This window comes from Actinomycetospora aeridis, from assembly GCF_037400275.1.
GTDB lineage: Bacteria > Actinomycetota > Actinomycetes > Mycobacteriales > Pseudonocardiaceae > Actinomycetospora > Actinomycetospora aeridis.
Genome location: NZ_JBBEGL010000007.1, coordinates 218,674 through 245,644 on the forward strand (window position 1 = coordinate 218,674; position 26,971 = coordinate 245,644).

33 protein-coding genes are annotated in these 26,971 nt (G+C 75.4%); 18 read left to right on the forward strand and 15 right to left on the reverse strand.

The window, feature by feature from the left end:
• Positions 1-22: 22 nt before the first annotated feature.
• From WCD41_RS24640 to WCD41_RS24680, 9 genes are all read left to right on the forward strand, one after another.
• Positions 23-364 (forward strand): ArsR/SmtB family transcription factor, encoded by a 342-nt coding sequence (locus tag WCD41_RS24640; protein WP_337717464.1) that lies wholly within the window; start codon positions 23-25, stop codon positions 362-364.
• Positions 339-866 (forward strand): SRPBCC domain-containing protein, encoded by a 528-nt coding sequence (locus WCD41_RS24645; RefSeq protein WP_337717466.1) that lies wholly within the window; start codon positions 339-341, stop codon positions 864-866. Before WCD41_RS24640 ends, WCD41_RS24645 begins: the two co-directional genes overlap by 26 nt.
• Before the next feature lie 169 nt (positions 867-1,035).
• Positions 1,036-1,707: a hypothetical protein gene (locus WCD41_RS24650; RefSeq protein ID WP_337717468.1), complete on the forward strand. Its 672-nt coding sequence runs from the start codon at positions 1,036-1,038 to the stop codon at positions 1,705-1,707.
• 76 nt (positions 1,708-1,783) lie between these two features.
• The gene (locus WCD41_RS24655; RefSeq protein WP_337717469.1) at positions 1,784-2,599 is read left to right on the forward strand and encodes an MOSC domain-containing protein; all 816 of its coding nucleotides are present in this window, start codon (positions 1,784-1,786) and stop codon (positions 2,597-2,599) included.
• A gap of 29 nt (positions 2,600-2,628) precedes the next feature.
• Positions 2,629-3,105: a DUF1707 SHOCT-like domain-containing protein gene (locus WCD41_RS24660; RefSeq protein WP_337717471.1), complete on the forward strand. Its 477-nt coding sequence runs from the start codon at positions 2,629-2,631 to the stop codon at positions 3,103-3,105.
• Between the two features lie 56 nt (positions 3,106-3,161).
• On the forward strand, positions 3,162-3,641 hold the full coding sequence (locus WCD41_RS24665) for a hypothetical protein (RefSeq protein WP_337717473.1): 480 nt from the start codon (positions 3,162-3,164) through the stop codon (positions 3,639-3,641).
• 143 nt (positions 3,642-3,784) lie between these two features.
• Entirely contained in the window at positions 3,785-4,294 is a 510-nt protein-coding gene (locus WCD41_RS24670; RefSeq protein WP_337717475.1) for a hypothetical protein, read from the forward strand.
• 131 nt (positions 4,295-4,425) lie between these two features.
• A complete protein-coding gene (locus WCD41_RS24675) occupies positions 4,426-5,100 on the forward strand; it encodes an MBL fold metallo-hydrolase (protein ID WP_337717478.1) in 675 nt (224 codons plus the stop codon).
• A 50-nt stretch (positions 5,101-5,150) separates the two neighbouring features.
• Positions 5,151-5,501: a hypothetical protein gene (locus tag WCD41_RS24680; protein ID WP_337717480.1), complete on the forward strand. Its 351-nt coding sequence runs from the start codon at positions 5,151-5,153 to the stop codon at positions 5,499-5,501.
• Between the two features lie 7 nt (positions 5,502-5,508).
• On the opposite strand, the gene WCD41_RS24685 is transcribed toward WCD41_RS24680, so the two are convergent.
• From WCD41_RS24685 to WCD41_RS24695, 3 genes are all read right to left on the reverse strand, one after another.
• Positions 5,509-7,014, reverse strand: a complete 1,506-nt coding sequence (locus WCD41_RS24685) for a CoA-acylating methylmalonate-semialdehyde dehydrogenase (RefSeq protein WP_337717482.1) — start codon at positions 7,012-7,014, stop codon at positions 5,509-5,511.
• 32 nt (positions 7,015-7,046) lie between these two features.
• Positions 7,047-7,814 (reverse strand): hypothetical protein, encoded by a 768-nt coding sequence (locus WCD41_RS24690; protein WP_337717485.1) that lies wholly within the window; start codon positions 7,812-7,814, stop codon positions 7,047-7,049.
• Between the two features lie 163 nt (positions 7,815-7,977).
• On the reverse strand, positions 7,978-8,178 hold the full coding sequence (locus WCD41_RS24695) for a hypothetical protein (RefSeq protein WP_337717486.1): 201 nt from the start codon (positions 8,176-8,178) through the stop codon (positions 7,978-7,980).
• 120 nt (positions 8,179-8,298) lie between these two features.
• Between WCD41_RS24695 and WCD41_RS24700 the strand changes: the two genes are divergently transcribed.
• From WCD41_RS24700 to WCD41_RS24710, 3 genes are all read left to right on the forward strand, one after another.
• Entirely contained in the window at positions 8,299-8,745 is a 447-nt protein-coding gene (locus WCD41_RS24700; RefSeq protein WP_337717488.1) for a hypothetical protein, read from the forward strand.
• Positions 8,746-8,844: 99 nt separating this feature from the next.
• On the forward strand, positions 8,845-9,825 hold the full coding sequence (locus tag WCD41_RS24705; RefSeq protein WP_337717490.1) for a helix-turn-helix domain-containing protein: 981 nt from the start codon (positions 8,845-8,847) through the stop codon (positions 9,823-9,825).
• Between the two features lie 131 nt (positions 9,826-9,956).
• Positions 9,957-10,298, forward strand: a complete 342-nt coding sequence (locus WCD41_RS24710) for a hypothetical protein (RefSeq protein WP_337711555.1) — start codon at positions 9,957-9,959, stop codon at positions 10,296-10,298.
• A 64-nt stretch (positions 10,299-10,362) separates the two neighbouring features.
• On the opposite strand, the gene WCD41_RS24715 is transcribed toward WCD41_RS24710, so the two are convergent.
• The 3 genes from WCD41_RS24715 to WCD41_RS24725 form a co-directional block, all read right to left on the reverse strand.
• The gene (locus WCD41_RS24715; protein ID WP_337717492.1) at positions 10,363-11,184 is read right to left on the reverse strand and encodes an adenylate/guanylate cyclase domain-containing protein; all 822 of its coding nucleotides are present in this window, start codon (positions 11,182-11,184) and stop codon (positions 10,363-10,365) included.
• A gap of 37 nt (positions 11,185-11,221) precedes the next feature.
• Positions 11,222-12,070 (reverse strand): GAF and ANTAR domain-containing protein, encoded by an 849-nt coding sequence (locus WCD41_RS24720; protein WP_337717539.1) that lies wholly within the window; start codon positions 12,068-12,070, stop codon positions 11,222-11,224.
• A gap of 89 nt (positions 12,071-12,159) precedes the next feature.
• Positions 12,160-13,089, reverse strand: coding sequence for a pseudouridine-5'-phosphate glycosidase (locus tag WCD41_RS24725; protein ID WP_337717494.1), 930 nt, complete (start codon positions 13,087-13,089; stop codon positions 12,160-12,162).
• A gap of 74 nt (positions 13,090-13,163) precedes the next feature.
• On the opposite strand from WCD41_RS24725, the gene WCD41_RS24730 reads away from it, so the two are divergent.
• Positions 13,164-14,870, forward strand: coding sequence for an alpha-keto acid decarboxylase family protein (locus WCD41_RS24730; RefSeq protein ID WP_337717496.1), 1,707 nt, complete (start codon positions 13,164-13,166; stop codon positions 14,868-14,870).
• Here WCD41_RS24730 and WCD41_RS24735 read toward each other — a convergent pair.
• From WCD41_RS24735 to WCD41_RS24745, 3 genes are read right to left on the reverse strand one after another with little or no spacing between them, the layout of a single operon-like run.
• Positions 14,818-15,621: a cytochrome c oxidase assembly protein gene (locus WCD41_RS24735; RefSeq protein WP_337717541.1), complete on the reverse strand. Its 804-nt coding sequence runs from the start codon at positions 15,619-15,621 to the stop codon at positions 14,818-14,820. The two genes, WCD41_RS24730 and WCD41_RS24735, sit on opposite strands and share 53 nt — an antisense overlap.
• 5 nt (positions 15,622-15,626) lie before the next feature.
• Positions 15,627-16,070 (reverse strand): DUF2243 domain-containing protein, encoded by a 444-nt coding sequence (locus WCD41_RS24740; protein ID WP_337717498.1) that lies wholly within the window; start codon positions 16,068-16,070, stop codon positions 15,627-15,629.
• Between the two features lie 39 nt (positions 16,071-16,109).
• Positions 16,110-16,580 carry a MarR family winged helix-turn-helix transcriptional regulator gene (locus WCD41_RS24745; protein ID WP_337717500.1) on the reverse strand — a complete coding sequence of 157 codons (471 nt, stop codon included), beginning with the start codon at positions 16,578-16,580 and terminating at the stop codon, positions 16,110-16,112.
• An 83-nt stretch (positions 16,581-16,663) separates the two neighbouring features.
• On the opposite strand from WCD41_RS24745, the gene WCD41_RS24750 reads away from it, so the two are divergent.
• Positions 16,664-17,605: a hypothetical protein gene (locus tag WCD41_RS24750; RefSeq protein ID WP_337717502.1), complete on the forward strand. Its 942-nt coding sequence runs from the start codon at positions 16,664-16,666 to the stop codon at positions 17,603-17,605.
• A 9-nt stretch (positions 17,606-17,614) separates the two neighbouring features.
• Here the strand turns inward: WCD41_RS24750 and WCD41_RS24755 are convergent, their stop codons facing one another.
• The 4 genes from WCD41_RS24755 to WCD41_RS24770 all read right to left on the reverse strand — a co-directional run bounded on the left by WCD41_RS24755 (position 17,615) and on the right by WCD41_RS24770 (position 21,475).
• On the reverse strand, positions 17,615-18,535 hold the full coding sequence (locus WCD41_RS24755) for an endonuclease domain-containing protein (RefSeq protein ID WP_337717504.1): 921 nt from the start codon (positions 18,533-18,535) through the stop codon (positions 17,615-17,617).
• A gap of 111 nt (positions 18,536-18,646) precedes the next feature.
• Positions 18,647-20,140: a flavin-containing monooxygenase gene (locus WCD41_RS24760; RefSeq protein WP_337717505.1), complete on the reverse strand. Its 1,494-nt coding sequence runs from the start codon at positions 20,138-20,140 to the stop codon at positions 18,647-18,649.
• A complete protein-coding gene (locus tag WCD41_RS24765; RefSeq protein ID WP_337717508.1) occupies positions 20,137-20,604 on the reverse strand; it encodes a cupin domain-containing protein in 468 nt (155 codons plus the stop codon). Before WCD41_RS24765 ends, WCD41_RS24760 begins: the two co-directional genes overlap by 4 nt.
• Before the next feature lie 106 nt (positions 20,605-20,710).
• Positions 20,711-21,475 carry an IclR family transcriptional regulator gene (locus WCD41_RS24770; protein ID WP_337717511.1) on the reverse strand — a complete coding sequence of 255 codons (765 nt, stop codon included), beginning with the start codon at positions 21,473-21,475 and terminating at the stop codon, positions 20,711-20,713.
• A gap of 81 nt (positions 21,476-21,556) precedes the next feature.
• Here WCD41_RS24770 and WCD41_RS24775 point away from each other — a divergent pair, with 81 nt between their 5' ends.
• The 4 genes from WCD41_RS24775 to WCD41_RS24790 are packed head-to-tail and all read left to right on the forward strand — an operon-like array spanning position 21,557 to position 24,612.
• Complete coding sequence (locus WCD41_RS24775; protein ID WP_337717543.1) at positions 21,557-22,318, forward strand: SDR family oxidoreductase; 762 nt, start codon at positions 21,557-21,559, stop codon at positions 22,316-22,318.
• A 7-nt stretch (positions 22,319-22,325) separates the two neighbouring features.
• Positions 22,326-22,817, forward strand: coding sequence for a cupin domain-containing protein (locus WCD41_RS24780; RefSeq protein ID WP_337717513.1), 492 nt, complete (start codon positions 22,326-22,328; stop codon positions 22,815-22,817).
• Entirely contained in the window at positions 22,814-23,683 is an 870-nt protein-coding gene (locus WCD41_RS24785) for an alpha/beta fold hydrolase (protein ID WP_337717515.1), read from the forward strand. Before WCD41_RS24780 ends, WCD41_RS24785 begins: the two co-directional genes overlap by 4 nt.
• The gene (locus WCD41_RS24790; protein WP_337717517.1) at positions 23,680-24,612 is read left to right on the forward strand and encodes a DODA-type extradiol aromatic ring-opening family dioxygenase; all 933 of its coding nucleotides are present in this window, start codon (positions 23,680-23,682) and stop codon (positions 24,610-24,612) included. Before WCD41_RS24785 ends, WCD41_RS24790 begins: the two co-directional genes overlap by 4 nt.
• Here the strand turns inward: WCD41_RS24790 and WCD41_RS24795 are convergent, their stop codons facing one another.
• Together WCD41_RS24795 and WCD41_RS24800 are read right to left on the reverse strand one after the other, a co-directional pair.
• The gene (locus tag WCD41_RS24795) at positions 24,613-25,557 is read right to left on the reverse strand and encodes an endonuclease/exonuclease/phosphatase family protein (protein WP_337717519.1); all 945 of its coding nucleotides are present in this window, start codon (positions 25,555-25,557) and stop codon (positions 24,613-24,615) included. It abuts the gene before it with no gap.
• 25 nt (positions 25,558-25,582) lie between these two features.
• The coding region (locus WCD41_RS24800; RefSeq protein ID WP_337717521.1) for a carboxylesterase/lipase family protein at positions 25,583-26,971 on the reverse strand (1,389 nt) is incomplete at its 5' end.

The following is a 26,971-nucleotide window of genomic DNA, read 5'->3' on the forward strand; positions in this document are numbered from 1 at the left end:
TTCTTGCTGACGGAGGTGCACCGTGGAGGACCCGGAGACCGTGACGCTGCGCGCCCTCGTGGAGCCCCGGCGCCGGTCGATCCTGCGCCTCGTCGCCCACGACGAGCTCTCGGCCGGCGAGATCGCCGCGGCGTTCGAGGTCACGCGCCCGGCGGTGAGCCAGCACCTCACGGTGCTCAAGGACGCCGGCCTGCTCACCGAGCGCCGCGAGGGCACCCGCCGGCTCTACCGCGCCCGCCCGGAGGGGCTCGAGGGGCTGCGGGAGTTCCTCACCGACATGTGGGGGTCGTCGCTGGACACCGCCCGGCGGCTCGTGGAGGCGGACAGGGGGATCAGCGATGACGAGCACCACGCCGCGGGCTGACGTGACGGCCGGGGTGACGGGTCTGCGCCGTCCACCCATCCGGCAGTCGACGATGGTGCGCAGCACCCGCGAGCACACGTTCGACGTGTTCGTCTCGACGATCGGGCAGTGGTGGCCGCTGCAGCCGTACTCGGCGGGGAAGGACCGCGTGCGCGCCGTGCACGTCGAGCCGCGCGTCGAGGGCCGCGTCTACGAGCGCTGGGACGACGGCACGGAGTGCGACTGGGGCCACCTGCTCGCCTGGGAACCGCCCGAGCGCCTCGTCATGACCTGGAACATGACGCCCGCGCCCACCGAGGTGGAGCTGACGTTCACCGCGCTGGGCCCGGCGCTGACCCGCGTCGCGGTGGAGCACCGCGGCTGGGAGGCGATGTCCGACGCCCAGCTCGGCGAGGACTGCGCCCGGCCCGGCGGCTACCTCGGCGGGGCGTTCGTGCGCGGCTGGACCGAGGTGCTGGGGCGACTCACCGAGGCCGCCGAGGGGCTCGGCCCACCCGCGTGATGTCGGCGGATGCCGGAGCGGTCCGGGAGGAGGACATCTCCGACGATCGGCACGCTTCGCCCGGGCCACGCCCCCGGGTGCGCGTGCCCTGACCTGCGTAGGGCACGGTGCGGGGCGACACGGCACCGACCCGGCGCCCCGTCGGCGCGCCGCGAGAGGACTGACGAGGATGGCCGATCCCGGCCGCAGCGAGACCCTGACCGACGAGCGGGACACGGACGCCGTCACAGAGACCGACACGGAGCCCGACACGGAGACCGACACCGACTCCGGGTCGACGAGCACCGACGCGACCGACACCACGTCGGAAGCGGAGGCGACCGATTCGGAGACGACCGATTCCGAGACGACCGGCGCGGACACGGCGAGCACCGACGGCCTCCTCGACGACGAGGACGGGGACGACCTCGACGAGGACGACGAGCCGGAGCCGCGGCCCTGGGCGCTGGTCGTCACCACCGCGGTGGCGGCCGTCGCCGTGGTCGCGCTCGCGGTGACGGCGTTCATCGCCCCCGGCTGGGTGGTCACGCCCGGCTCGCCCGACGCCCGGGCCGCCCAGATGACCTCCGCGCTCGCGGCCAAGGACCCGGCGGCCCTCGAGGCCGTGTCCTGCCGCGACCAGCAGGGCAACCCGACCAACCCGTTCCCGCCCGACGCGCTGGGCCTGATCCAGGCGGCGGAGCCCGCGGGGCCGACCCAGCTCGTGCTCGACACACAGGCCCGGGCCCCCGTCGACCTCACGCTCAGCGCGCAGGGCCAGGTCCAGCGGCTGCCGGCCGACCTGGTGCTCGGCGTGACCGACGGTCAGTGGTGCATGAGCGGGATCTCCCAGCGCCAGTGAGACCCCGCCCGCCCCGCGGCCCGGCTACGGTCCGCGGGGATCGGGCGGCGGGATCAGGCGAGGGTGAGGACGGCGGATGCAGATCACGGCGCTGTGGCGGTACCCGGTGAAGTCCATGCTGGGCGAGCCGCTCGACGGCTCGCCGGTGGACCACGGCGGGCTGGCGGGCGATCGGGGGCTCGCCCTGGTGGACGAGCTCACCGGGAAGGTCGCGACGGCCAAGCACCCGCGCCTGTGGCGTGACCTGCTGCGGTACTCCGCGGTCGCGCAGGACGGCCGGGTGCGGATCACGTCGCCGCAGGGCTGGACCCGCGACGCGCTCGACCCGTGGGTGGCCGACGCGCTCGCCGGCGAGCTGGGCCGCCCGGTGCGGGTGGCCGCGGACCGCCCGGACGCGGCGTCCGTCGAGCGCCCCGACCCCGACGACGTGCTCGACCAGGGGGTCGAGGCGGAGGTCGACGCGCCGAGCCTGGAGATCGCCCAGGGCACCACGGGGACGTCGTTCGTCGACCACTCCCCCGTCCACCTCATCACCACGGCGACGCTGGACGAGATCGGCGTGGAGTACGTCCGTTACCGGCCGAACCTCGTCATCACGACACCCGAGGGCACCCCGCCCTACGTCGAGAACACCTGGCTGGGCCGCGAGCTGCACGTCACGGCCGCCGACGGCACCACCGTCATGCTGGAGGTGTCGCTGCCGACGCCGCGGTGCTCGGTGCCGACGCTCGAGCACGGCACGCTGCCGCGCTCGCCGCACGCCGTCCGCGAGCCGATGCGCGCCAACCGCGTCGAGGTCACCGGCTTCGGTGTGCTCCCGTGCGCGGGCGCGTACGCGCAGGTCACCCGCGGCGGCGCGCTGCACGTGGGCGACATGGTGACCGTGCACTGACCCCACGCTGCGGTGGCATGCTGACGGCCATGACCGAGCCGGTGCCCGCGCAGCCCGAGCAGCCCGGGCACCCCTCGCCCCGCATCGGCACCGCCGACCGGGACGCGGCGATGGCGGCGCTCGACCAGCACCTCGAGGCGGGGCGTCTCGACGCCGAGGAGTACGGCGAGCGCAGCGCGCGCGCCGCCGAGGCCCGCACGGTGGACGACCTCGTGCCGCTGTTCGCCGACCTCCCCCAGCCCCACCCGCCGCTGCCCGGCGAGACGTCCGCGCCGGTCGCCACCACCTCGGCCGGCCCGTCCGCCGCGGTCCCCGCCCGCCGCGAGCCCGGGGCGCTCGCCCGGTACGGGCCGGCGATCAGCGGCGCGCTGCCGATCATCGCGCTCGTCCTGTTCTTCACCGTCCCGATCTCCAACGCCTGGGTGTTCTTCCTGCTCATCCCCCTCGGCGGCGCCCTCTTCGCGAGCTCCCGGCGCAACGCGGGTGACGAGCGGGACGGAAGGTGACGGAGTAGCCGGCCGTCCCGATCGACTCTCGACCCGGGGGTCGCGTCAGGAGGACCATGGCTGGCTCGACCCCGGCGGGAGAGGCGGCGGACATGGCACACGCGGCGGGCGGTCCGATCGGTCCGGGTGAGACGCCCACGGTGCGCATCGCGCGCGGCGAGCGTCGCTCGACCATGCTCTGGCAGGTCCTCAGCGCGATCGCCCTGCTGGCGATGGGCGGCATCCACCTCTACCTGGTGGTGTGGGGCGGCACCGGCGGCGTCCTCGGGAACCTCTTCCTGCTCAACGCGCTCGGCGGTCTCGTCCTCGCGATCGCGGTGGTGGCCCTGCGCGGGCCGCTGCTCACCGTCGCGACGGTGCTGGGCCTGCTGTTCCTCGCCGGCACGCTCGCCGCCCTCGTCCTCGCCCTCACCGTCGGGCTGTTCGGGATCGAGTCGAGCCTCGAGTACGAGCTCGCGACGACGACGCTCGTCGTGGAGACCCTCGGCACGGTGGTCCTGCTGATCACCACGGCGCTGGTGCTGCGCCGGCGCTGACGGCGCGGGACCGCATCCCGTACTCGGGCGTAATGGCGGATGTCCGGGACCTCGACCCGGCCGGGAGGGCTGCCACCGTTCCCTCAGAGAGCCCTCAGCGCTGTGTGACCCGACGGGCGACGACGCCTCGCAGACTGCGGGTCATGACCTCACACGGAGACGACACGCAGCGGATCGACGTCCCGCACGCGCCCGCCCCCGGCGTCCGGGTCTGGGTCCTCCCCCGGTGGCGACGCTTCCTCAACCTGGCGCTCCTCGTCGTGGTGACCACGATCTTCGCGTTGGGCGCCCGGTCGCTGCTGCACGGCGGCGGCGCGCTGAGCCTGTTCTCGATCGTGTGGCTGGTGGCGGTCGTGGTCCTGGTCCCGCTGAACATCGTGCTCACGCTGCGCACCGCCGACCGCGTCGAGCTGCACCCCGAGGGCACGCTCCTGCTCTCGGGCGCGGCGCGGGTGCTGCACACCCACGTCCGTCGCGTGCGGCGCCTGCGGCGCAAGCGCTCGGGCGAGGGCTGGGTGTGGACGGTGCACACCGACGACGGGCGCATCGCCATGACCCCGGACCTGCCGCGGGTCGACGAGCTCCTCGCCGTCCTGCGACAGGCGGGCGCCGAGGTCCCCGAACGGCCGCGGCGGCGCGGTCCGTTCGGCTAGCGTGCGCGCCGATGGGCGCCTCGTCACCGACGCGCCGGGGTTCGCCCACCCCGTCCCCGCGACCGTCACGGGCACCGCCGAGCGCGACGGGTTCGTCGTCGCGACGTTCGCGACCTGACAGGCTCCCCGGTATGCCAGCCCAGCTCCGCGAGGTCGCCGACGGCGTGCACCTCGGTGCCCTCGCCCCCGCCGGCCTGCTGCAGACCGTGCTGCTCGAGGGCCCCGACGGCGACGTCGTCGTCGACGCGGGCCTGCCGTGGTCGGCGCGGCGGCTCGCGGTGCTGCTGCGGGGACGGCACATCGCCGAGCACGCCGTCACCCATGCCCACGGCGACCACGTCGGCGCCACCGCGTGGCTCTGCCGGCAGACCGGCGCACCGCTCGCGATGGGCGAGGGCGACGCCGACCGGTTCGAGACCGGACGGCTCGACACGCACTCCGGCGCGCTCGGCCGGACGGTCCTCGCCCCGCTGGCCCGCGAGCGGCGGCGGGTGGACCGGCGCCTCGTCGAGGGCGACCGCGTCGCCGGGTTCGCGGTGCTCGCCGTGCCCGGCCACAGCCCCGGCACGCTCGCGCTGTGGCGCGCCGAGGACCGGGTCCTCGTCGTCGGCGACGGCCCGGTGAACGTGTCCGCCGACCCCCGCACGCCGCGCTGGCTGCCGCTCCCGCAGGGCCTGCACGACGACCCGGCGACCGCCGACGCGTCCCGCCGCCGTCTGGCCGAACTCCGTCCGGCGCTCGTCGTCGCCCTGCACGGCCGGCCGGTCGCGGCCCCGGAGCAATGGGCCCGCGCGGTCGGGGTGTGATCGGGATCCGGCGGGGTGGGCGCGGGGAGATCCGGGCGTAACGTCGCTGGATGGCCAAGGACAAGACCCGCGAGGACCCGGTCGAGACCGCCCTCACCGCACCCGAGACCCCGATCGGCGCCGAGCCCGTGCCCGCCGGGATCACCGCCGGACCGGCCGCCCAACGCCCCGCGCTCCCGGCCGGCCCGACCTCGACCCCGGCCTCCACCCACGGCATCACGGACTCCGTGGTGTCCGTCGCCGCGGAGGGCGCGCGGGTCGTCCAGCGCGTCCTGCCCCACCGCACGCCGATCTACCTGGGCGGGGCGGCGCTGCTCGTGCTCGGACTCGTCGACCTCCCCGCCGCCGCGGGCGGTGCGCTCGTGTACGAGGCGATCCGGCGGTGGCACCCCGCGCGGTGACGCGCCCTCAGACGTTGCGGGGGAACCCCAGGTCGAGCTCGCCCGCCCCCCCGCGGCGGGCGGGGTCGGTCCACCGGGTGGTGACGACCTTCGCGCGCGTGAAGAAGTGCACGCCCTCGGTGCCGTGGGCGTGGGTGTCGCCGAACAGCGAGCTCTTCCAGCCGCCGAAGCTGTAGTAGGCGGTGGGTACCGGGACGGGCACGTTGATCCCGATCATGCCGACCTCGACCTCGTTCCGGAAGCGCCGCGCGGCGCCCCCGTCGTTGGTGAAGATCGCGGTGCCGTTGCCGTACGGGTTGGCGTTGACGAGCGCCACGGCCTCGTCGTATGTCCCGACGCGCAGCACCGACAGCACCGGCCCGAAGATCTCGTCGGTGTAGATCGACATGTCGGTGGTGACGTGGTCGAACAGCGTCGGACCCACGAAGAAACCGTCGCCGTCGGCATCCGGCGTCACGCCACGCCCGTCGACCACCAGCGTCGCCCCGGCCGCCTCGCCGGCGTCGACGTAGGACGACACCCGCTCCTGGGCCGCGCGGGTCACGAGCGGCCCCATGTCGGCGCCGCGGCGCCCGTCGCCGGTGACCAGACCCTCGGCCCGCTGGCGGATCCTCTCCACCAGCGGGTCGGCGGCCGACCCTACGGCCACCACCGCCGAGATCGCCATGCACCGCTCGCCCGCCGACCCGAACCCGGCGTTGACGGTCTGGTCGGCGGCCAGGTCCAGGTCGGCGTCGGGCAGCACCACGGCGTGGTTCTTCGCCCCGCCCAGGGCCTGCACCCGCTTGCCGTGCGCAGTCCCGGTCTCGTAGACGTGGCGCGCGATCGGGGTCGACCCGACGAAGCTGATGCTGCGCACGTCGGGATGGGTCAGCAGCCCGTCCACGGCGGTCCCGTCGCCGTGCAGGACGTTGAACACCCCGTCCGGCAGGCCCGCCTCACGCCAGAGCTCGGCCATCCACTGCGCTGCCGACGGGACCTTCTCCGAGGGCTTGAGCACCACGGTGTTGCCCGCCGCGATCGCGATCGGGAAGAACCACATCGGCACCATGGCCGGGAAGTTGAACGGGCTGATGATCCCCACCACGCCGAGCGGCTGGCGGATCGAGTGCACGTCGACGCCCGTGGAGGCGTTCTCCGTCGCGGAGCCCTTGAGCAGGTGCGGTATCCCGCACGCGAACTCCACGACCTCCTGACCGCGGGCGACCTCGCCGGCGGCGTCGGAGAGCACCTTGCCGTGCTCGGCGGTGATGATCTCCGCGAGCTCGCCGGCGCGGGCGTTGAGCAGCTCCCGGAACGCGAACAGGATCTGCGTGCGCCGCGCCAGCGACGTGTCGCGCCACCCCGGGAACGCCTCCCGCGCCGCGCCCACGACCGCCTCGACGTCCGCCTCCGTGGCGAGCGCGAGGTGGCGGGTCACCTGCCCGGTCGCGGGGTCGGTCACGTCGCCGAACCGCTCCGTCGTGGACGTGAGGACCGCACCGCCGGCCCAGTGCTGGAGCGTCGTCGTCATGGGTCGATCCTGCCGGGCGTCGGGCCGGACCGTCAGCGGTAGCGCGCGCTGCGGAGCTGGTCGGTCCACAGCGCCGTCTTCGTCCGGTGCGGTGGAGCCGGGTCGAGACCGTGGGTGGCGAGGAAGTCGGCGAGCGCCTCGGCCGTGCCGCGGGCCTCGGTGGGGGCGCACCGCGCGGAGAACTCCTCCAGCTCCCGGCCCCCGGGGAACCGGCAGCGCTCGTGCCGCGCGTGCGGGAGACGGCAGCGCACGCGGGGCACGGTCGCCCGCTCGATCACCAGCGGGCCGAAGACGCCGAGCTCCGCGCCGGCGAGGGCGCCGGCCGCGCCCTGCAGCAGCGTCGTCTGGTCGTCGGAGAGGACGTCCCGGACGTCCCGCAGGCCGTCGCGGACGGCGAGGGCCGTCCCCGGCGGCACGGTGGTGCGCACCTCGGTGCTGCGGAAGACCAGCCCGGGCAGCACGTCGAGCTCGACGCGCGACCCGGTCGGCGGGACGCCGCCGGGGACGGGGTCCTCGCCGCGGACCCGCACGGTGAGGTCCCAGCGGTCGCGACCGCGGTCCCGCAGCCGGATGTTCACGCCGAGGTGGGCCAGGCCGAGGTCCGGTGTGTCGAGCAGGTGGAGGCGGCGCACCCGGACGCGACCGTGGCGTCCGGCGAGGTGGAGGGTCGATCCCGGCTGCGGCGTGAGCAGGACCTTCAGCTCGACGCTCTCGGCGCCGGCGTCGACGATCCGGCTCCAGGCCGCGTCCTCGGGAGGCGGGAAGCCCAGCGTGGCGGCGAAGTCCGCCCCGTCCGACACACGCGACAGCGTCTCGCAACGCTCGAGCATGCGCGCTCCTGCCGTGGTCGGCGATCCGGGTCGGGGGCGCCGCGGCGCGTTGCTGGACCGCGGGCCCCGCCGACGGTAGGAGATCCCGCCCACATCGGCCACACCATCGAGGGAACGAGGGGTGGCGGGGGCGTCACGCGCCGGTCTTCTTGCCCTCCCACAGCTCGCCGCCGGTGAGCACGTAGACGAACGGCACGATCGGCACGAGGGCGAGCACCGCCCAGACGATCTTCGCCGTGCCGCTGAGCTCCGGGCGCACCACGAGGTTGAGCCACACGAGCACCACGGCCACGGGGTGCAGGAAACAGACCAGGAGCTCGGCGAGCTTCTTCATCGGCGCGTCCGCGGTGTTCGGGGTCGCCCGGACGGGCCACCGGTCGCCACTGACCGTAGCGGCCGCCCCGGCACGGCACCAGAGCCGTGGATCTTCGTCGGGACTGCCAGGCTCGCTCCCGTGACCGCCAGCGTCCTCGACGTCACCACCGCCCTGCGCCGTCTCGCCGCCGCGTGCGGCGAGACCGTGCTCCCCGGGGCGTCGGAGGAGGAGCTCGCCGGGCTGGTCCGCCGGGTCGCCGACCTCGGCGCCGTCGTCCCGCGCGAGCACCTCGCGCTGCTGCGCGACCAGGACGGCTTCGAGGCGAACGGGCTGCGGGTGTTCGGCACGACGCGGCGGCGCCTGGCCGGAGGCGCCGAGCTGCCCGCGCTCGACGAGGTCGCGCTCGACCTCGAGGGCGGCGAGCTCGACGACCACCTCGTCCTCGCGCAGGGCAGCAGCGCGTTCTGGGCGGTCCACCGCCGCACCGGCGCCTGCCACGAGCTCGACGTCGTCCCCGCCCAGGTACTGGCGACCCACCCCGGCGTCCCGGCGCTGCTCCTGGCCGCCGTCGCCGCCCAGAGCTGACCGAGGCACCACGTCGGCAAACCGACGATCTCCTCACCGTCGCCCTCCCGGCATCGGTCGTCCATAATCAATCGCGCACGATCGACCAGGGAGCGAGAGATGACGGGCGTCGCGGGCCGACCGGAACCGGTCATGCGCTACCAGTGGGCGAGCACCGATCCGGACGCCACCACCGAGTACCTCCGCGAGACCTACACCGACTTCCGCCCGGTCAAGGTCGACCCGGAGGGCTTCACCTTCTGGACCGAGGTCACCGCCACCGACCTGTTCGGGATCGGGCGCCTGCGCCACTCCGGTCCGTTGCGCACCCGCTGCGATCCCACGCCCGCGCTGGTCGTCGTGCAGAACCTCGCCGGCGGGCCCCACCACGTCGACGACGGGTCGGGCTTCGTCGGCGGCCCGCTGAAGCTCAGCCCGAGCTGGTCGGACTACGACACGGGCTGGGAGGACGTGACCGTGCAGGTCTCCGTCCTCGACCACGCCGAGGTCAGCCGCATCGCCGCCGAGATCGCCGGGATCGAGCCCGAGGCGGTCGCGTTCACGTCCTCGGCACCCGTGTCGCTCGCGCTCGCCGAGTACTGGAGCCGGCTCGCCACCCACGTCCACGACGACGTCCTGACCTCCGACGCGCTGATGGGCGCGCCGCTCGTCCGGTCGAACACGCTGCGCCAGCTGGCGACCGCGCTGGTGGCGACCTTCCCGAACACCGCCCTCGAGGTGCTCAACGACCCCGGCACGGGCGACGGCGGGGCCGAGCCCGCCACGGTGCGACGGGCCGTGGAGTACATGGAGTCGCACGCCCACGAGGACATCGGGCTGACCGAGATCGCCGACGCCGCCCGGATCGGCGCGCGGTCGCTCCAGCTCGCGTTCCGGCGCCACCGCGACACCACGCCGCTGGAGTACCTGCGCCGCATCCGCCTCGAGAGCGCCCACCGCGACCTGCTCGCGGGCGACCCCACCCGCGGCGACCGCGTCGAGCTCATCGCCGCCCGCTGGGGATTCGGCCACCCCGGGCGCTTCTCGGTGGTCTACCGCGAGCACTACGGCCGCTCACCGAGCGCGACGCTGCGGCACTGACGTTCCGTAGCCGTCACCTCGCGGAGAGAATTCCCTGCTCCGCAGGGAACATCCGTGCCCGCTCGCGCCGTCAGAGTGCCGAACGCCCACCACGGGGCACCGGGACACTCCACAGAGAGCGAGCAACGATCATGAGCGCCGACACCACCGCCAGCGACCGCCACTTCGCCGCCGACGGCAACATCTACGAGGCCGACGGCAGCGTGGTCGGCACCTACCAGCTCGACGAGCACGGCCACCTCGAGTCCACCGCCACCGACGAGGACGGCGACGGCCGCGTCGACACCGTGGTCGCCGACACCGACCACAACGGCACCTTCGAGACCGGCGTGGTCGACACCAACGGCAACGGCTACGGCGAGACGATCGTCATGGACACCGACGACGACGGCGACTTCGACACCGCCGCGGTCGACACCGACGGCGACGGCACCTACGAGACCGTGCGCACCGACCCCGACGGCTTCGCCTGACCCGTCCACCCCATGTGAGCGAACTTGGGGTCTATAAGCCCCGAGTTCGCTCACATAGGCATGTCTAGGGGCGGTCGACCGCGAAGATCTGCAGGTCCTCGGGAGTGCCCTTCAGCTTCGTGTGCCACCGCTTGCGGCGCACCGACAGCGACGCCTCGTCGAGGCGGCCGAGCAGGTCGCCGCTGACGAGGACCTCGCCGGCACCGGCCCGGTCGCCCAGGCGCGCGGCGGTGTTCACGGCGACACCGAGGTAGTCGCCGCCGACGCGGCGGGGCCGCCCGAGGTGCAGCCCCGCCCGCATCCGCGGCGTCCATCCCGCGACCTGCACGCCGGCCAGCCGGTCGCGCGCGGCGAACACCGCCTCGAGCGCCGCGGCCGGATCGGCGAACGCGGCCATCAGCCCGTCGCCGAGACGCTTGACCACCGTGCCGGCGCGGTCGGTCATCGGCGTCTCCCAGGCCTCGCTGACGGCGCGCAGCACGCGCTGCACCTCGTCGTCGCCGGCCTCCAGCGCCCAGCGGGAGAACTCGACGAGGTCGGTGAACACCAGCACGATCTCGCGGTCGCCGGTCCCGCCGCCGAAGCGCTCGAGCACCGCCTGCCACAGCTGCAGCCCGCCGAGCCCGACCTCGCGGGTGACGCCGGGCCGGTCGCCGGTCAGCCCCACCACCGCGCGGCCGGCGAACTCGGCGTGCCGGGCCCCGCCGAGCGAGAGCGGGTCGCCGAAGTGCGCATCGCCGGGCAGGGCACGGCGCACGCGCTGCACGGCGGTCCGCAGCCCCTCGGAGCGGTCGAGCTCGCGTGCCCGGCGTCCCGCGCGACCCAGCGCCTCACGGGCCCGCTGCGATCGGGGTGCTGCGCCCTGGGTGGCGTCCTCGTCGGCCATGCGGTGATCCTCGCCCACGACCGGTCGGGAGCACCCGTCAGAGCTCGGCGCGGCGCTCCGCGAGCGTGGCCGCGACGTCGCGCAGCTTGACGTTGAGGTCCTGCGAGGCCCGCCGCAGCACGTCGAACGCCGCCCCGGCGTCGAGGCCGCGCCGCTCCATGAGGATGCCCTTGGCCTGGCCGATGATGTCGCGCGAGTCGAGCGCGGTCTGGAACTGGAGGTCGTGCAGCTCGGAGGCCTCGGTGGCCGTCACGTACGCGAGGGCCGTCGAGACGTGGGCGGCCAGCAGGAGCGCCGCCTCCCGGTCGGTCTGGTCGAGGCCCCCGGTGGCGAAGCGGTAGAGGTTCAGCGCCCCGCGCACGGGGCGCTTCTCGCCGACGGGGAAGAGCCCGACCGCGAAGACGCTGCCGACCCCGAGCTCCGCGGCCGGCGGACCGAACCGGGGGAACGTGCTGTCGTGGGCGAGGTCCTCGCTCCCGGCGACGCCGAGCCCGCCCGCCTCGAGCGCGCGGACGCAGGGCCCTTCCTCGTGCTGGTACTGCACGGCGTCGAGCCGCACCGCGAGCTCGTGGGAGAACGCGGGCGTCGAGTAGCCGTCGTGGCCGCCGCGGCGCAGCGTCACGCTGACCACGTCGGCCCCGGCGACGACGTCGGTGGCGACCTCGACCACGCGCGCGAGGAGGTCGTCCATCCCGCCGGCGCCGGGCGCGGCGAGCAGCCGGCGCGTGAGGTCGCCGACCGCGTGCGACAGCAGCCCGATGCGCGGACCGCCGGCCGGGCCCGTCCCGTTCTTCGGGTAGCCGTCGCGACCCCGGGACCGCTCGGTCGCGTCCTCGGCCACGAAGGCCGAGCGCTCCGCGTCCCAGTCGACCTCGCTGCCCTGCATGGTCACCGCGTCTCCCCTCGCCCGATCGGTCCGTCACCGCCCATGGTGCCCACACCGGGCGCCCGGCGCGTACCCGGGAACCCGCCGGGTCATTCCTGGATCATGCCTCCCGCGAGTGACGCCGCGACCCGGCCGGCGAGCGCCACGTTGCCGCGGTACACCGCGACGTTGACGTCGAGGCTGCGACCCCCGGTGGCCCGGTGGACGTGGTCGAGCAGGAACGGCGTCGTGTCGTGGCCGGCGATCCCCCGCGCGGCGGCCTCCGCGAGCGCCGCGTCGAGCACCGCCCGGTGCTCCGCGACGTCGAGCTGCGCCTGCGTGGCCACCGGGTTCGCCAGCAGCACCGCACCGCGCAGGCCCAGCGCGTCGCGGGCGTGCACGACGGCGGCGGCCTCCTCCGGCCCGTCGACCCGGGCCGGCACCTGGACCCCCGCGTCGCTGACGTAGAAGCCGGGGAACGCGTCGGTGCGGTACCCGAGCACGGTGACGTTGAGGGTCTCGAGCCGCTCCAGCGTCGCCGGGACGTCGAGGATCGACTTCACCCCCGCCGACACCACGAGGATCGGCACCCCGGCGAGTGCCACGAGGTCGGCGGACTCGTCGAACGTCGTCGCCGCGCCGCGGTGGACGCCGCCGAGCCCGCCCGTCGCGAACACGCCGACGCCGGCCCGGTGGGCGAGCAGCGCGGTCGCCGCGACCGTCGTCCCGCCGTCGGTGCCGCGGGCCACGGCGACCGGCAGGTCGCGGACGCTGAGCTTCTCGACCCCGTCCCCCGCGGCGAGGTGCGTGATCTCCTCGTCGGTGAGCCCGACGACGGGCCGGCCGCCGACGACGCCGACGGTCGCGGGGACCACGCCCGCGGCGCGCAGCAGCTCCTCGGCCCCGCGCGCGACCTCGAGGTTGCGGGGACGCGGCAGGCCGTGGGTGAGGATCGTCGTCTCGAGGGCCACCACGGGCCGGCCGGCGTCCACGGCCGCGCGCACCTCGTCGGACACCTGCAGGGCGGACGATGTCGGCACGGCTCTCCTCCCGATCGTGACCCCGCCGGCCTCGGTCCTGGCCCGAGCCCTGAGCTGATGGGAGTCTGCCCCGCGTGAGCGGATACACCGTCGCCGACCACCTCGTCGACCGGCTGGCGGAGCTGGGGGTGGACCGCGTCTTCGGGGTCCCCGGCGACTACAGCCTCGCGATGCTCGACCACGTCACCCACCACCCGACCGTGCGCTGGACGGGCTGCACCAACGAGCTCAACGCCGGTTACGCGGCGGACGGCTACGGGCGCCTGCGCGGGATCGCCGCGCTGTGCACGACGTTCGGGGTGGGCGAGCTGTCCGCGATCAACGCGATCGCCGGGGCGTTCGCCGAGCACGTCCCGGTGGTGCACGTCGTCGGCGCGCCCGCCCTGACGTCGCAGGCGCAGCACCGGCCGGTGCACCACACGCTGGGCGACGGGTTGTTCGGCCACTTCACCGCGATGCACGCCGACATCACGTGCGCGCGGGCCTCGCTGACCCACGAGAACGCCGTCGAGGAGATCGACCGGGTGCTGCGCGAGGTCCGCGACCGGCGCCTGCCCGGCTACCTCGTCATTCCCGCCGACGTCGCCGCCGGCCCGGCGGAGCGGTCACGCGCGGCCCTGCCCGCGGCCGTCGACACCACCGACCCCGAGGCCCTCGCGGGCTTCGTCGACGCCGCGCGGCGCCTGCTGGAGTCGGCGTCGACGCCCGAGGACGTCACGCTGCTGGCCGGGCTCACCGTCCACCGGCTCGGGGCGGGCGAGACGCTCGCCCGGCTGCTCGCCGCCGGGCCGCTGCCGCACGCGGTGACGCCGTGGGCGAAGAGCCTCGTCGACGAGAGCGCGCCACGGTTCGCCGGCACCTACACCGGGGCCACGAGCCCGCCCGCCACGCGCACCGCGGTCGAGGACGCCGCGGTGCTCGTCGTGGCCGGTGTCGTGTTCACCGACCTCAACAGCGGCATGTTCACCCAGCGGATCACGCGCCGGCGCACCATCGACATCGGCCCGCGGGCCGCGACGGTCGGGGCGGCGACGTTCTCGCCGATCGAGCTGCCCACCGCGCTCGCGGCGCTCGAACCCCTCGTCGCCGAGCTCGCCGACCGCCGTGAGGGCCCCGCGCCGTCGGCGCCGCTCGCCGAGCCCACACCGGCCGCCGACGCCGCCCCGGACGGCCAGGCGCTCCGCCAGAACACCCTGTGGGCCGAGGTCAGCGGGTTCCTGCGCGGCGGCGACATCGTGCTCGCCGACCAGGGCACGAGCTTCTACGGGATGGCACCGCACCGCCTGCCCGCCGGCGTCACCTTCGTCGGGCAGCCGTTGTGGGCGTCGATCGGCTACACGCTGCCGGCGCTGCTCGGGACCTGCACGGCGATGCCCGGTCACCGCGGGGTGCTGCTGATCGGCGACGGCGCCGCGCAGATGACCGCGACCGAGCTCGCCACCGTGCTCCGCGAGCGGATCCCGGCAGTGATCGTCGTCGTCGACAACGACGGCTACACCGTCGAGCGCGCGATCCACGGGCCGGCGGAGCCGTACAACGACATCACGCCCTGGGACTGGCCCGCGCTCGCGCGGGCCGTCGGTGGCGGCGAGCACCTGGTGGCCACCCGGGCGACGACCGTCGGCGAGCTCCGCGCGGCCTTCGCCGACGCCACGACCGGTCCGGCGCGGGTGACGCTCGTGCAGGCCGTCGTCCCCCGCGACGACGTGCCCGAGCTGCTCGCCGCCCTCACCCGCGTGCTCGGGTCCCCGCCGGCTCCGCAGCCTGAGCCGTCCTCCTGACACCGCGCCGCAGCTCGCGCCCGCCGCGGGCGTACCAGCCGGCCATGATCGCGACGGCGAGCGCGATCTCCACCGCGCTGCCGCCGTAGTACATGACCTGAGCGCCGAGCCGGATCTCCGCCGGGGTGCCGCCCTGTGCGGGCAGGGTGCGCGCGTACATGAGCTTGGCGAGCACGTCGTGGCCAGCCGCGGCGACCAGCAGCGTGAGCAGGGAAACGGCGAGGCGCGGACGTCGCGGGAGCGGGTCGGCGCCGACGAGGACCACGGCGAGCAGCAGGCCCGCGAGCACCATGTGCAGGTCGACCACCGCCATGACGAGCGGGTGCGCGTGCGCGAGGGCGAAGAGGTCGGTGAGGTAGAAGGCGAACATCCCGCCGAGCTCGAGCACGAGCACCACGGGCGGGGTGACGATCACGCGTGCCGGCGGGCTGTGCAGGACGCGCAGCAGGCGCCGGCGGCCGGTCGCGGGCAGGGCGCGCAGCGCGAGCGTCACGGGGGCCGCGAGCGCGAGCAGCAACGGCCCGAGCATGGCCAGCAGCAGGTGGCCCACGACGTGCACGGCGAACGGGGCAGGCGGCAGCGCCAGGGCCGTGGCCAGCGCGGCCACTCCGCCCGCGGCGGCGGCCCAGCGCGAGGCGGGCCAGCGGTCCCCGCGGCGGTGCAGGCGCAGGCCGGCCGCGAGGTAGGGCACGGCGACCGCCAGCACCGCGAGCACCGGCCACCACCCGGCGCCCCCGCCGTGCTCGTGCATGCCGCTCACGCCGCCTCCACCTGCCTCGCCCGCCCGGTCAGCAGCACCGCGCCGACGACGATGCCGAGCGCGCCGCTGAGGTTCCAGGCGAGGTCGTAGGGCAGCAGGTCGACCTCGTAGCGGATCTGGTGCAGCCCCAGCACCTTGTGCTGGAACAAGCCGTCGTAGACTTGGAAGACGCCCCACCCGAGCAGGCCGCCCGCCCACACGCGCTTCGGGACGGTGAGGTGGCGGCGCTGCAGGTCGGCGAACAGGAACAGCCCGACGACGATCGCGATCCAGCCGCCCGCGTGGAAGACGCCGTCGGAGACCAGCCCGGCCTCGAGCCCCGCGCCGTCGTAGAAGTGGTGCCAGTGCAGCAGCTGGTGGAAGACGGTCTCGTCGAGGAAGGCCGCCACGCCCACCCCGATGAGGACGCCGGCGAGGACGGAGCGCCCGGTGGGTGACATGGGACGTGGTGCCCGGCCCCGGCCGGACCGCACACCGCGTCAACGCAGCGTCTTGTACCCGGGGTGCACGCCGGGCGTGAGGCCCTGGTCGACCGCGACCTTCGCCAGGAGCTCGTGGAGGCGGGCGCGCTCGGTGGGATCGAGCGCGGCGAGCACGGCGTCGTCGTGCTGCCGGGCGACGCGGCCGATGTCGGCCATGAGCGCCGTCCCGGGGTCGGTGAGGTGGACCGCGTGGAGGCGCCGGTCGGACGGGTTGCGCCGGCGCTCCACGAGCCCGCGCTCCTCGAGACCGTCGACGAGCGCGACGAGCCGCGTCGCCGGCGTGCCGAGCAGCTCGGCGAGCGCCTGCTGGCTGCTGCCGGGCGCGCCCGCGATCGCGCGGAGCAGCCCGGTCTGCGGCGGGGTCAGGTCGAGCTCACCGATCCGCGTCGCGAAGGCCTGCGCGGCGTGGGTGCCCAGCTGCGTGAGGAGGAAGGCGCTGCCCACGGGCGGCGGGTCGCTCGGCGTCACGCCCGGAACCATAGCTCTTGACAAACGATACCGTGACGTCGACCGTTACATCTTGTCATCGTTTCTCACGAGAAGGACTTGCCATGGCCGCCACCCCCACCTGGCCGCGGGTGCTGTGGGCGGCCGGCGCGGTGCTGCTGGTCGCGATGGTCGTGCACGTGGTCGCGCTGGTGCTGCTCGGCGGACCTGTCGGCGGCCCGGTGTCGCTGCGCAAGCCGGCGACGTTCGCCGAGACCGGCTGGTTGCTGTGCTGGTCGGTCGCGGTCGTCCTGCCCGCGCTGCGCACCCGCGCCTGCCAGCGCCACGTCGTCGGCGCCACGGTGCTCGCCTTCGGGATCGGTGAGACCGCGATCATCGCGGTCCAGGCGTGGCGCGACGTGCCGAGCCACTACAACTTCACGACCCCGCTCGACGCCGCCCTCATGCGCGGCGGCGCGGCCGGCACGGCGGCGGTGTTCGTCGTCGGCATGGTCGTGCTGCTCGTGGCCACGCTCCGGACGCCGGCGCCCCCGGCCCTGCGCCTGGGTGTCGCCGGCGGGGTCGGCGTGCTGCTCGCCGGCTGTGCGGTCGGCCTGGTCATGATCTCCACGAACAGCGGCGTCTACCGGGGTGGGATCGGCAGCGGGTTCGGGCGCACCGGCGCGTACTTCGGCCCCGACCCCGCCACCGTGGGCCCCGACCTCGCGGGCTTCCGCCCGGCCACCGCGGGCGGCGACCTCGTGCTCCCCCACGCCGTCGGCGTCCACGGGCTGCTGCTGCTCGCGGTGCCCGCGGTCCTGCTCGCCGGCACCGCGTGGCGCAACCGCCGCGCCCCCTTGGCGGCGATGGTCGGCGCGGTCGGCCTCGCCCTCGCCGTGCTGCTCGTCCACGCCTTCCGGACGCTGCCGCTCGACGCCCTCGGCGCCCCGGCCCTGGGGGTGCTCGCGGCGTGCGCGCTCGCCTACCTGGGGGCGCTCGCCGTCACCGCGCGGGCGCTGCTCGCCGACCGTGATCGTCGTCCGGGTGACGATCGCACTCATATCTGACAGCGATCGTCACCGGAACAGCGATCTCGACGCCAGGGTTCGGCGCAGCGTCGCGAGGAACCCGTCGGGGTCGCCGGTCAGCTCGTGCCAGTGGGTCCGCAGCACGGCCCAGCCGGCCGCGACCAGCGCGGACTGCCGCGGCCCGTCGAGCAGGAAGGCGCGCTGTCCGCGGTGGTACGCCCACCCGTCGATCTCGAGCACGACCTTCTCCGCGGCGAACACCACGTCGCCGAGAAGGCAGCCGTACCCGGGGACGACGATCTCGGTGTTCGCCGTCCACCCGCCGATGCCGGCGCCGCGCATCAACCGGTGCGCCCGCCGCTCCGCCTCCGACCTTGCGCCACCCGCGGCGAGGGCCAGCAGCTTCCCGGCCATCGGGGACCCACGCCGCCCCAGGGTGCGGTGGTGGGCCTCGCTCAGCGCGGCGAGCGAGACCCGCCGTCGCAGCAGCGCGTTGTCCATCAGGTGCGCCCCGCCCTGCCGGCCAAGGACCGCCGCGGCGTCCAGGACCGTCGCCGGGCGGCACGTCACGGCCAGCCCGCGGTACCGCGTCCGGTCGGCGGGGGCGATGTCGCGTCGCCACGACCGGACCCCGTCACGCGGACGTACCTGGCGCCCACGGCCCACCGCGATCTCCGTCGTCGCGGGCGGGCGCTCGTAGAGGTCCCACCACCACGCCGCCGAGAGGCCGACGAGCACCGCGCCCTCGCCGACCGACAGCATCGCCGCGACCGTGCGCGACGCGGGCGTCTCCTCGTACTCCGCCACGAGGAACACGCACGGACCCACGGGCAACCAGGCCCGCGCGGCGACGCGACGGCGGATGGTGGCGTCGCTCAGCCCGGCGGCGCGGGCCTGGCGGAGACTCACCACGCCGTGCTGGGCGCGGACATGACGTCGGATCGTGGACTCGGCGGACGGGGTGCTCATACGGGGTTCGACGCAACCGGGCGCCCCGTGGATCCATCCGGGTTCCCCCGAGATCGCGGTCTCGGTGACGATCGCACTCAGATATGAGAGCGATCGTCACCCGGACCGCGATCACGCCTGAGCGACCGACCTCCGGTGGGGGTCCGGCGACCCCAGCCGCTCCCGCAGCCGCGGCGCCACGCCCGCGTAGGCCGAGGGGTCGACGGGGTTGAGGTACTGCTTGAACCGGGCGCCGCGGGAGATGTCGAGGTCGAGGTCGCCGAGCACCTCGTCGACGTTGTGCAGCGAGAACGGGATGATCTTCGTGCCGTGGGCGTGGTGGCCGTCGGTCGCGGAGTCCATGAACGCGATCTGCTCGTCGACGGCCAGGCGCCGGGCGGCCGGGGAGGGCAGGTCGACCTCCCCGGCGAGGTGCGCGGCGATCCACGCCGCCGCCATCTCGGCGTTGAGCGGGCTGAAGAACGAGGAGTTGTAGCCCGCGAAGGTCAGGTCCTCGACGTCGGTCGGGAGGATCTGGCGGTAGAGCAGGAAGTTGCCGCGCTCGTCGTGCAGGCGCGCGACGACGTCGTCGGGCAGGAACGGCACGCCCTGACGGAAGCCGGTGGCGCAGACGAGCACGTCGGCGCGCAGCACGGACCCGTCGTCGAGCTCGACGTGCGGGGCGCCGTCCTTCTCGAGCAGCCGCGTGATCGTGCGGTCGCGGCGCACCCCGATCTCGCCGGCGCGCACGGCGTCGTAGAAGCCGTCGGTGGTCAGGCCGATCGCGCCGCGCACGATGTCCTCGAAGCAGCCCCGCGGCACGAGGTCCAGCTCGCGCAGCCCGAACTGGCGCGACGACACCGGGCCGAGGGAGTCGAGGATCCGGCTGCGCAGCCCGTTCGCGGGGCCGTGCAGGAACGTCTCGATCCCGCGCAGGTAGCGGTAGCGGAACAGCGACTCGCCGAGGCGGGTGAGCAGCAGGTGCTTGAAGTTGAGGAACCCGCCGACCCAGCGCGGCACCTTCCACACGAGCTGGCGCGCCACGACCGTCGTCGACGCCGCGGTCGGCCCCACCGCGACCGCCACGTCGCACGCGGTCTTGCCGTAGCCGAGGACGACGACGTGCCGGTCGCGCACCGACTCCGCGTCGTGCAGCTCGGTCGCGGGCAGCACCCGCCCGCCGGCCGCGGTGTACTCCTCGACGCCCGGGAACGCCGGCACCGAGGGCTCGCAGAACACGCCGTTGGCGACGACGAGGTGGTCGACGGTGTCGGTGCCGGCCGACGTGGTGAGCACCCAGCCGACGTCGCCCGGCACCGCCGAGATCACCTCGGTCCCCAGGCGCAGCAGCTCCTCGACCCCCGTGTGCGCGGCGTAGGCGGCGAGGTAGGCCTGCACCTGCTCGCCGGACGGCCACTCGGGCAGGTCGCGCGGCATCGGGAAGTCGGAGAACGCGTAGGTGTCGCGCGGGCTCTGCGTGCACAGGCCCGGGTAGCGGCGGGTCGCGCTCCAGACGCCGCCGACGTCGGGGGTGCGGTCGTAGACGACGACGTCGTGGCCGACCTCGGTGAGGACCTTCGCGGTGACGAGCCCGGCGACCCCGGCGCCGACGATGCCGATCCTCACGACGGGCTCCCCGCGGGCAGGCGCAGCTCGATGCCGAAGTCCGCCATGATCGACTGCATCACCGCGATGTCCCGCTTGCCCGGCGGCAGGTCCGCGAGCGCCTGGTAGTAGGCCTCGAGCCCGGCCGGGGAGACCACGGAGATGACGCGGGCCTCGTCGTCGTACGGGTTGCGGAAGGTGTGGACGACGTCGCGGGGCAGCAGCAGGTAGTCGCCCGCGCCCAGCGTGACGTCCTCGCCGCCGAGCATCACGTCGAGCTTGCCGGCGAGGCAGATGAACGACTCGTCCTCGCGGGTGTGCACGTGCGGCGGCGGCCCGTTGACCCCACCGGGCACCGCGTACTCGAACAGCGAGTAGGCGTCCCGGGTGTTCTCGCCGGTGGCCTTCGCCGTGATGCCGATCCCGATCGCCGGGATCTGCCGGCCCTCCCGGGACGGGAGCATGTATCCGCCGCCCAGTGACATCGGTGCCTCCTCGCTGTGGGTGGGGTCACAGCGTCGGAAACGGACACCGCACGGCACCACCCTCCGTCCCGCTCACTGGGACCGATGACGCAGCGGGGCCGGACGGCTACCGACGCGAGGAGGCCCGCGACGCCGCCGCGGCCGCGAGCTGCACCGGCGGGCCCGCGCGCTCGGAGCGCACCGCCGCGGACGGGCCGGTCACCGAGAGCGCGGCGACCACCTCGCCCAGCGGCCCGAAGATCGGCGCGGCGACGCAGGAGACGCCGATGTTGCCCTCCTCGCGCTCGATCGCCCAGCCCCGGTCGGGGATGGCGGCGAGCTCGCGGCGCACGGCGTCGGGATCGGTCAGCGTGCGCGGGGTCCGCGCCGGGAGCGGCCCCGCGAGCGCGGTACCGACGGCCTCCGGCGGCGACCACGCCAGGATCGCCCGCCCGAGCGCCGAGCAGTACGCGGGGATCGTGCCGCCCACCTGCGAGAGCATCGGCATCGGCCGGTGCCCGGTGATCTTCTCGACGACGAGCACCTCGGTGCCGTGCAGCACCCCGAGCTGCACCGCGACCTTCACCGCGGCGTGCAGGTCGTGCAGGAACGGCAGCACCGCCTCGCGCAGCTCGTGGCGGATCGGGACCAGGCCGGAGAGCTCGAAGAGGCGCTGCCCGATGCGGTAGCGGTCCTCGGGCTTGTCCAGCCAGCCCAGGCGCAGCATCCGGTCGGCGGTGCGGTGGGTCGTCGAGCGCGGCAGGCCACAGCGGTGCACGAGCGCGGCCAGCGTCAGCTCGCGGTGGGTGGCGTCGAAGGCGTCGAGGATCGCCGCGGCCCGGTCGAGGCCACCCGCCGCCTCCCGGCTGTCCCGGTCAGTGGGACTCACCATCGCTGTCTCCTCGCCCGGGAGGTCACGCTCGCTCTCGGACCGGGAGCATCCAGGGAGGGCGTCATCAAGGCAACCACGGCGCTGGTCGGCGGCGGCGCGAGCGGGATCGGGCGCGCGACGGCGGCACGGCTCGGCCTGGACGGGTGGGACGTGGTCCTGGCCGGGCGCACCGAGGAGACGCTGCGGGCGGCGGCGTCGGACCTGACGGCGACCGCGGGGCGGGAGGTCCGCTGGGTCGTCGGGGACCTCGGCGACCCGGAGGGCGCGGACGACCTGGTCGCCGACGTCGAGGACCGCTTCGGCGACATCGCGGTGCTGGTGCTCAACGCCGGTGGCCCGCGGCCCGCACGGATCCTCGACGTGGACGCCGACGACTGGCGCGACGCCGCCGACCTCCTGCTGGTCGGGCCCATGGCGCTGGCCCGCAACGTCGTCGCCGGCATGCGGGAGCGGGGCTTCGGACGGGTCGTCGTCGTCACCTCGACCGCGGTCCGCCAGCCCATGCCCGACCTGGCCCTGTCGACGGTGCTGCGCTCGGCGATGACCGCGGCGGCGAAGCTGCTCGCGGGCGAGGTCGCCGCCGACGGCGTCACCGTCAACTGCGTCGCCCCCGGACCGATCGCGACCGAGCGGCGGGCGCGCATCCTCGCGCACCGCGCCGAGGCGACCGGGGCGAGCGCGGCGCAGGCCGACGCCGCCGACCTGACCGTCGTCCCGGCGGGCCGAGCCGGCGACCCCGACGAGATCGCCGCGGCGATCGCCTTCCTCGCCTCGCCCGGTGCGGGCTACGTGACCGGCACGGTGCTGACCGTGGACGGCGGACGGACGGAGACGACGTGGTGATGACGCCGTGAGCAGCTTCGACATGGCCGCGTTCCTGGCCGGCCTGAACCCCGAGGTGCCGCCGAGCGGCGCGCGCCCGCTCGTCGTGCACGCCGACGAGCTGCAGCCCCTCCCCGCGGGCGAGGTGCACAACCCGACCGCGCTGTCGGTCGTCGGGAACCTCCCGACCGCGACCTTCGAGCTGTTCCGGCAGACGATCCCGCCGTCGAGCAGCTCGGACATGCAGCGCCACCACCACGAGACGGTCCACTTCGTGATCTCCGGCGAGGGCTACAGCGAGATCGAGGACGAGACCGTCGAGTGGGCGACCGGAAGCTTCGTCTACACGCCGCCGTGGACCTGGCACCGCCACCACAACGCCTCGACCGAGCACCCGGTCGAGTTCCTGACGATCGAGAACTCGCGGCTGCTCGGCGCGCTCGGGGTCAACCGGCGCCAGAGCGCCGGGCTGGTCACCGTCGCCGAGGCGCGAGCGATGTTCAAGGAGGATCCGTCGTGAGCGACCACATCAGCATCTGGGCCGAGCTCGCCGACGTCGACCACGAGCTGCGTCACGTGGACGTCGCGGGTGTCCGCACCCGGGTCCTCCGCGCCGGCTCCGGCCCCGACCTCGTCCTGCTCCACGGGACGGGCGGGCACCTCGAGGCGTACGCCCGCGACATCGCCGGGCTCGCGCGGAGCTTCCGCGTCACCGCCTACGACATGGTCGGCCACGGCTGGAGCGACCTGCCCGACGTGCCCTTCACCGTCGACGTCCTCTCCGACCACCTGCTCGGGCTGATGGACGCGCTCGGCATCGCGTCCGCGCACCTGTCCGGCGAGTCGCTGGGCGGATGGGTCGTCGCGTGGACCGCCGCGCACCACCCCGAGCGCGTCGAGCGGATCGTCCTCAACACGCCGGGCAACATCGCGAACAAGCCCGAGGTGATGCAGCGGCTGGTCGCGAGCACGACGGCCGCCGTCGAGGATCCCTCCGACGCGACGGTGCGCGCCCGCGTGGCGTGGCTCTTCCACGACAAGAGCATGGTCACCGACGAGCTCGTGGCCCTGCGCCGCGGCGTCTACACCCGCGAGGGGTTCCGTCGCGCGGTCGACAACATCCTCGTGCTGCAGGACCCGGTGACCCGCGCGCGGTTCAGCTGGGACCCGTCCTGGGTCGGGCGGATCACCGCGCCGACGCTGCTGCTGTGGACCGACCACGACCCCACCGGGGGTCTCGACGAGGCGCAGATGCTGCTCGGCTGGCTCCCGGACGGGCGGCTGCACGTGATCACCGGCGCGGGGCACTGGCCGCAGTGGGAGAAGCCGGGCGAGTTCGTCGAGCAGCACGAGGCCTTCCTCGGCGCGGTGGCGGTCGAGGCATGAGCGAGATCGTCGGCTTCGTGGGGATGTCCCACTCGCCGTTCGCGACGCTCCTGCCGCCGACCGGGCCGGACGCGCCGGGCGCGCCGTTCCTCGCCGACGCCGCCCGCGTGCGCGCCGCGGTGACCCGGCTGGCCCCGGACACCGTCGTGGTCGTGGGTCCGGACCACTTCCACGGCAACTTCTACGACGTCATGCCCCCGTTCGTGCTGGGCGTGGAGGAGGCCGTCGGGTTCGGCGACTTCGGCAGCACGTCGGGGCCGCTGCCGGTGGCCGCCGACCTCGCGTGGTCGGTGTACGACGGGCTCACCGACGCCGGGTTCGACCTCGCGCTCTCGTACTCGCTGACCGTCGACCACGGCATCGTGCAGGGCTACGAGATGGTGACCGGCGGGACGTCGGTGCCGCTGGTCCCGCTCGTCGTCAACACCGCGGCGCCGCCCCTGCCCACGCTCGGACGCTGCGTCGCGCTCGGCCGCGCCCTGGGCGCCGCGCTGACCGCGGCCCCGGGCGGCCGTGTGCTGCTCGTCGCCAGCGGCGGGCTGTCGCACTGGCTGCCGTCGAACGATCCGCGCGACCCGACGGTGGCGGGCGACAAGCGCGCCTCGCTCATCCACGGGCGCCGGGACGCGCAGGCGTTCGCCGCCGCCCGGGAGCCGAAGGTGCGGGCCATGGGCGGCGACCCGGACGCGCGCGTCAACGACGCCTGGGACCGGTGGTTCCTCGACCGCCTCACCGCGGGCGACCTCGACGCGATCACCGAGCTGGGCCACGACGGCCTGGAGAAGGAGGCGGGCACGGGCGGGCACGAGATCCGCACCTGGCTCGTCGGCGCCGCCGCCGTCGCGACTCCGCTGCGGTGGACGAGCTACGAGCCGGTGCCGGAGTGGATCACAGGGATGGGCAGCGGGGCCACGTTCGAGGTGGCCTGATCACCCGAGGTGCGCGAGCACCGCGCGGTGGTCACTGCCCGGCAGGTCGAGCACGCGCGTGGCGCGCACCGCGATCCCGCCGCCCGCGAGCACGTGGTCGATCCGGAACCCGAGCCACCGGGGCCAGCGCGACGGCCAGGTCGGCGGACCGGCGGGGGCCCGGACGTCGCCGAGCGCGGCGAGGGCGCGGTGCTCGGTGGTGGTGTTGAGGTCACCGGCGATCACGGTGGGGCCGCCCGCCGCGGTGCGCCACGCCGCGACGAGCTCGAGCTCGGAGGCCCAGCGCCGGACCCGGCCGTGCACCGGCGCCACGGAGTGCACGGCGAGCACGCGCACGCCGTCCAGCCCGCCACCCCGCACCTCGAGCCACCCGTAGAGCCCGCCGGCCTGCACGGGCGTCACGCGGACGTCGCCGAGACCGGGCGCGGTGAGGACCGTGGTCCAGGGGCCGTCCGGATCGTCGGGCACGTGGCGGTGCGGGTGCGGCGGCGGGGCGGCGCAGGCGCTGTAGTGCAGGTCGTCGTCGGAACCCGCGATGTGCTCCTTGAGCCGCGCGAGGAACCGCTCCCCGGCCTCGGGCAGCACCGCGAGGTCGGGGCGCTCGGCCCGCAGGATCGCGGCGAGCCCGGCGGGGTCGGCGCGGCCCTGCCAGACGTTGGCGACGAGCACGGTGAGCCGCGTCGGGCCCGGGGTGACGCGCGCACGCCGGCGCGGGTCGGCCAGCACCGCACCCGCGACGGCGGCCGCGCCGAGGGCGGCCGGGCGGGCCCGCGGCGCCGCGGCGACCAGGGCGCCGGCCAGGGTGCCGACCCCGGCCGCGAGCGCGGGCCGGGCGGCGAGCAGCACCGGCCACGCGCCGCGCCGCTCCCGGCGGATGGTCTCGGGGACGAGCAGCGCCGCCGCCGCGGCGGCCCCCGCCGCGCACTCCACCGCCCGCCTCGTCACGCACCCCTCCTGCCCGCTGCGGAGATCATGCTCCCCCGGATGCCCAGATCGTGTCGGACGCCGCCAGGGGGTCGTCCCCGTCGGTCGGGACGACGTCCCAGCGTCGCGTGGTGCCCGTGACCAGGTCGTAGGGCGGCCAGCCGGGGTCGCCGGTGGCGGCGAAGTCGACCCACGCGCGCCGCAGATCGGCGCCGAGCGCGGCGGCCGCCGGCGGCGGTGGCGTCCCGAGCATCCGCGCGGCGGGCCGGGCGTCGAGGGTGCCGAGGAGCAACGGGACGTCGAGCAGGTGGCAGGCGCCGAGCAGCGGGCTGCGCCACGCGAGCTCCGAGGCCCACACGGCCCCGCCCACGGCGGCGTGGGCCCGCGCGGTCCAGCGCGTCGGCAGCCGGTGCAGGGCGTCGGACATCAGCGTCAGGACGGCGTCGTCGCCCGCGAGCGCGGTGTACGCCGCGCCGGCCGCGCGGTCGAGACCGAACGCCGCGGCGACGTCGGCCGGGTCGATCCCGGCGGGCGGCGGCGGGAACGCCCGGGCCTCCTCGGCGGTCCACGTCGCGAGCAGCGGCACCCCGGGCCGCGGTCGCGCGGCGATCCCCTCCCACGGCTGCCCCACGACGAGGTCGCCGTCGATCACCGGACCGAACGCACCGGCGTCCTGGGCATCGACGACGAGCTCGGGGGCCACGGTGCCGAACCCGTCCACCGTGGGCTCGACGCCCAGCGCCGCGGCGAGCCCGGCCGTCACCCCCGCGGCCTCCCCGGGCGTGCGGAAGCCGCCGTGCACGCTCTGCGCGACCGCGCGGTGCAGCAGGCCCTCGGTCGCGGGGGACGCGAGCAGCACCGCGACCGACGACGCGCCCCCGGACTGCCCGGCGACGGTGACCCGGTGCGGGTCGCCGCCGAAGGACGCGATGTGGTCGTGCACCCACGTCAGCGCCGCGATCTGGTCGCGCAGCCCGCGGTTGTCGGGCGCGCCGGGGAGCGCGAGGAACCCCTCGGCGCCGAGCCGGAACCCGACGGTCACGACGACCGCGCCCGCCGCCGCCATCGCGCCGCCGTCGTGGAGCGGCATGCTCGGTGACCCGCGGACCCAGGCGCCGCCGTGGAACCAGACGATCACCGGCAGCCCCGACCCGCCGGGGTCCGGGGTGAACACGTTCAGCGTCAGCTCGCCGAGACCGTCCGCCGGGCGCCACGGCGAGGGCGCCCCGGGCGCGGGCGGCCCCTGCGGCACGGCCGGCCCGTACCGCGTGGCGTCCCGCACGCCGCCCCACCCGGTGACCGGCGCGGGCGCCGCGAAGCGCCGCTCCCCCGCGGGCGCCTGCGCGTAGGGCAGGCCGAGGAAGACCCCGAGGCCGTCCCGGTCGATCCCCCGCACCGCGCCGGCGGAGGTCCGCAGCTCCATGGAGCCGGGACG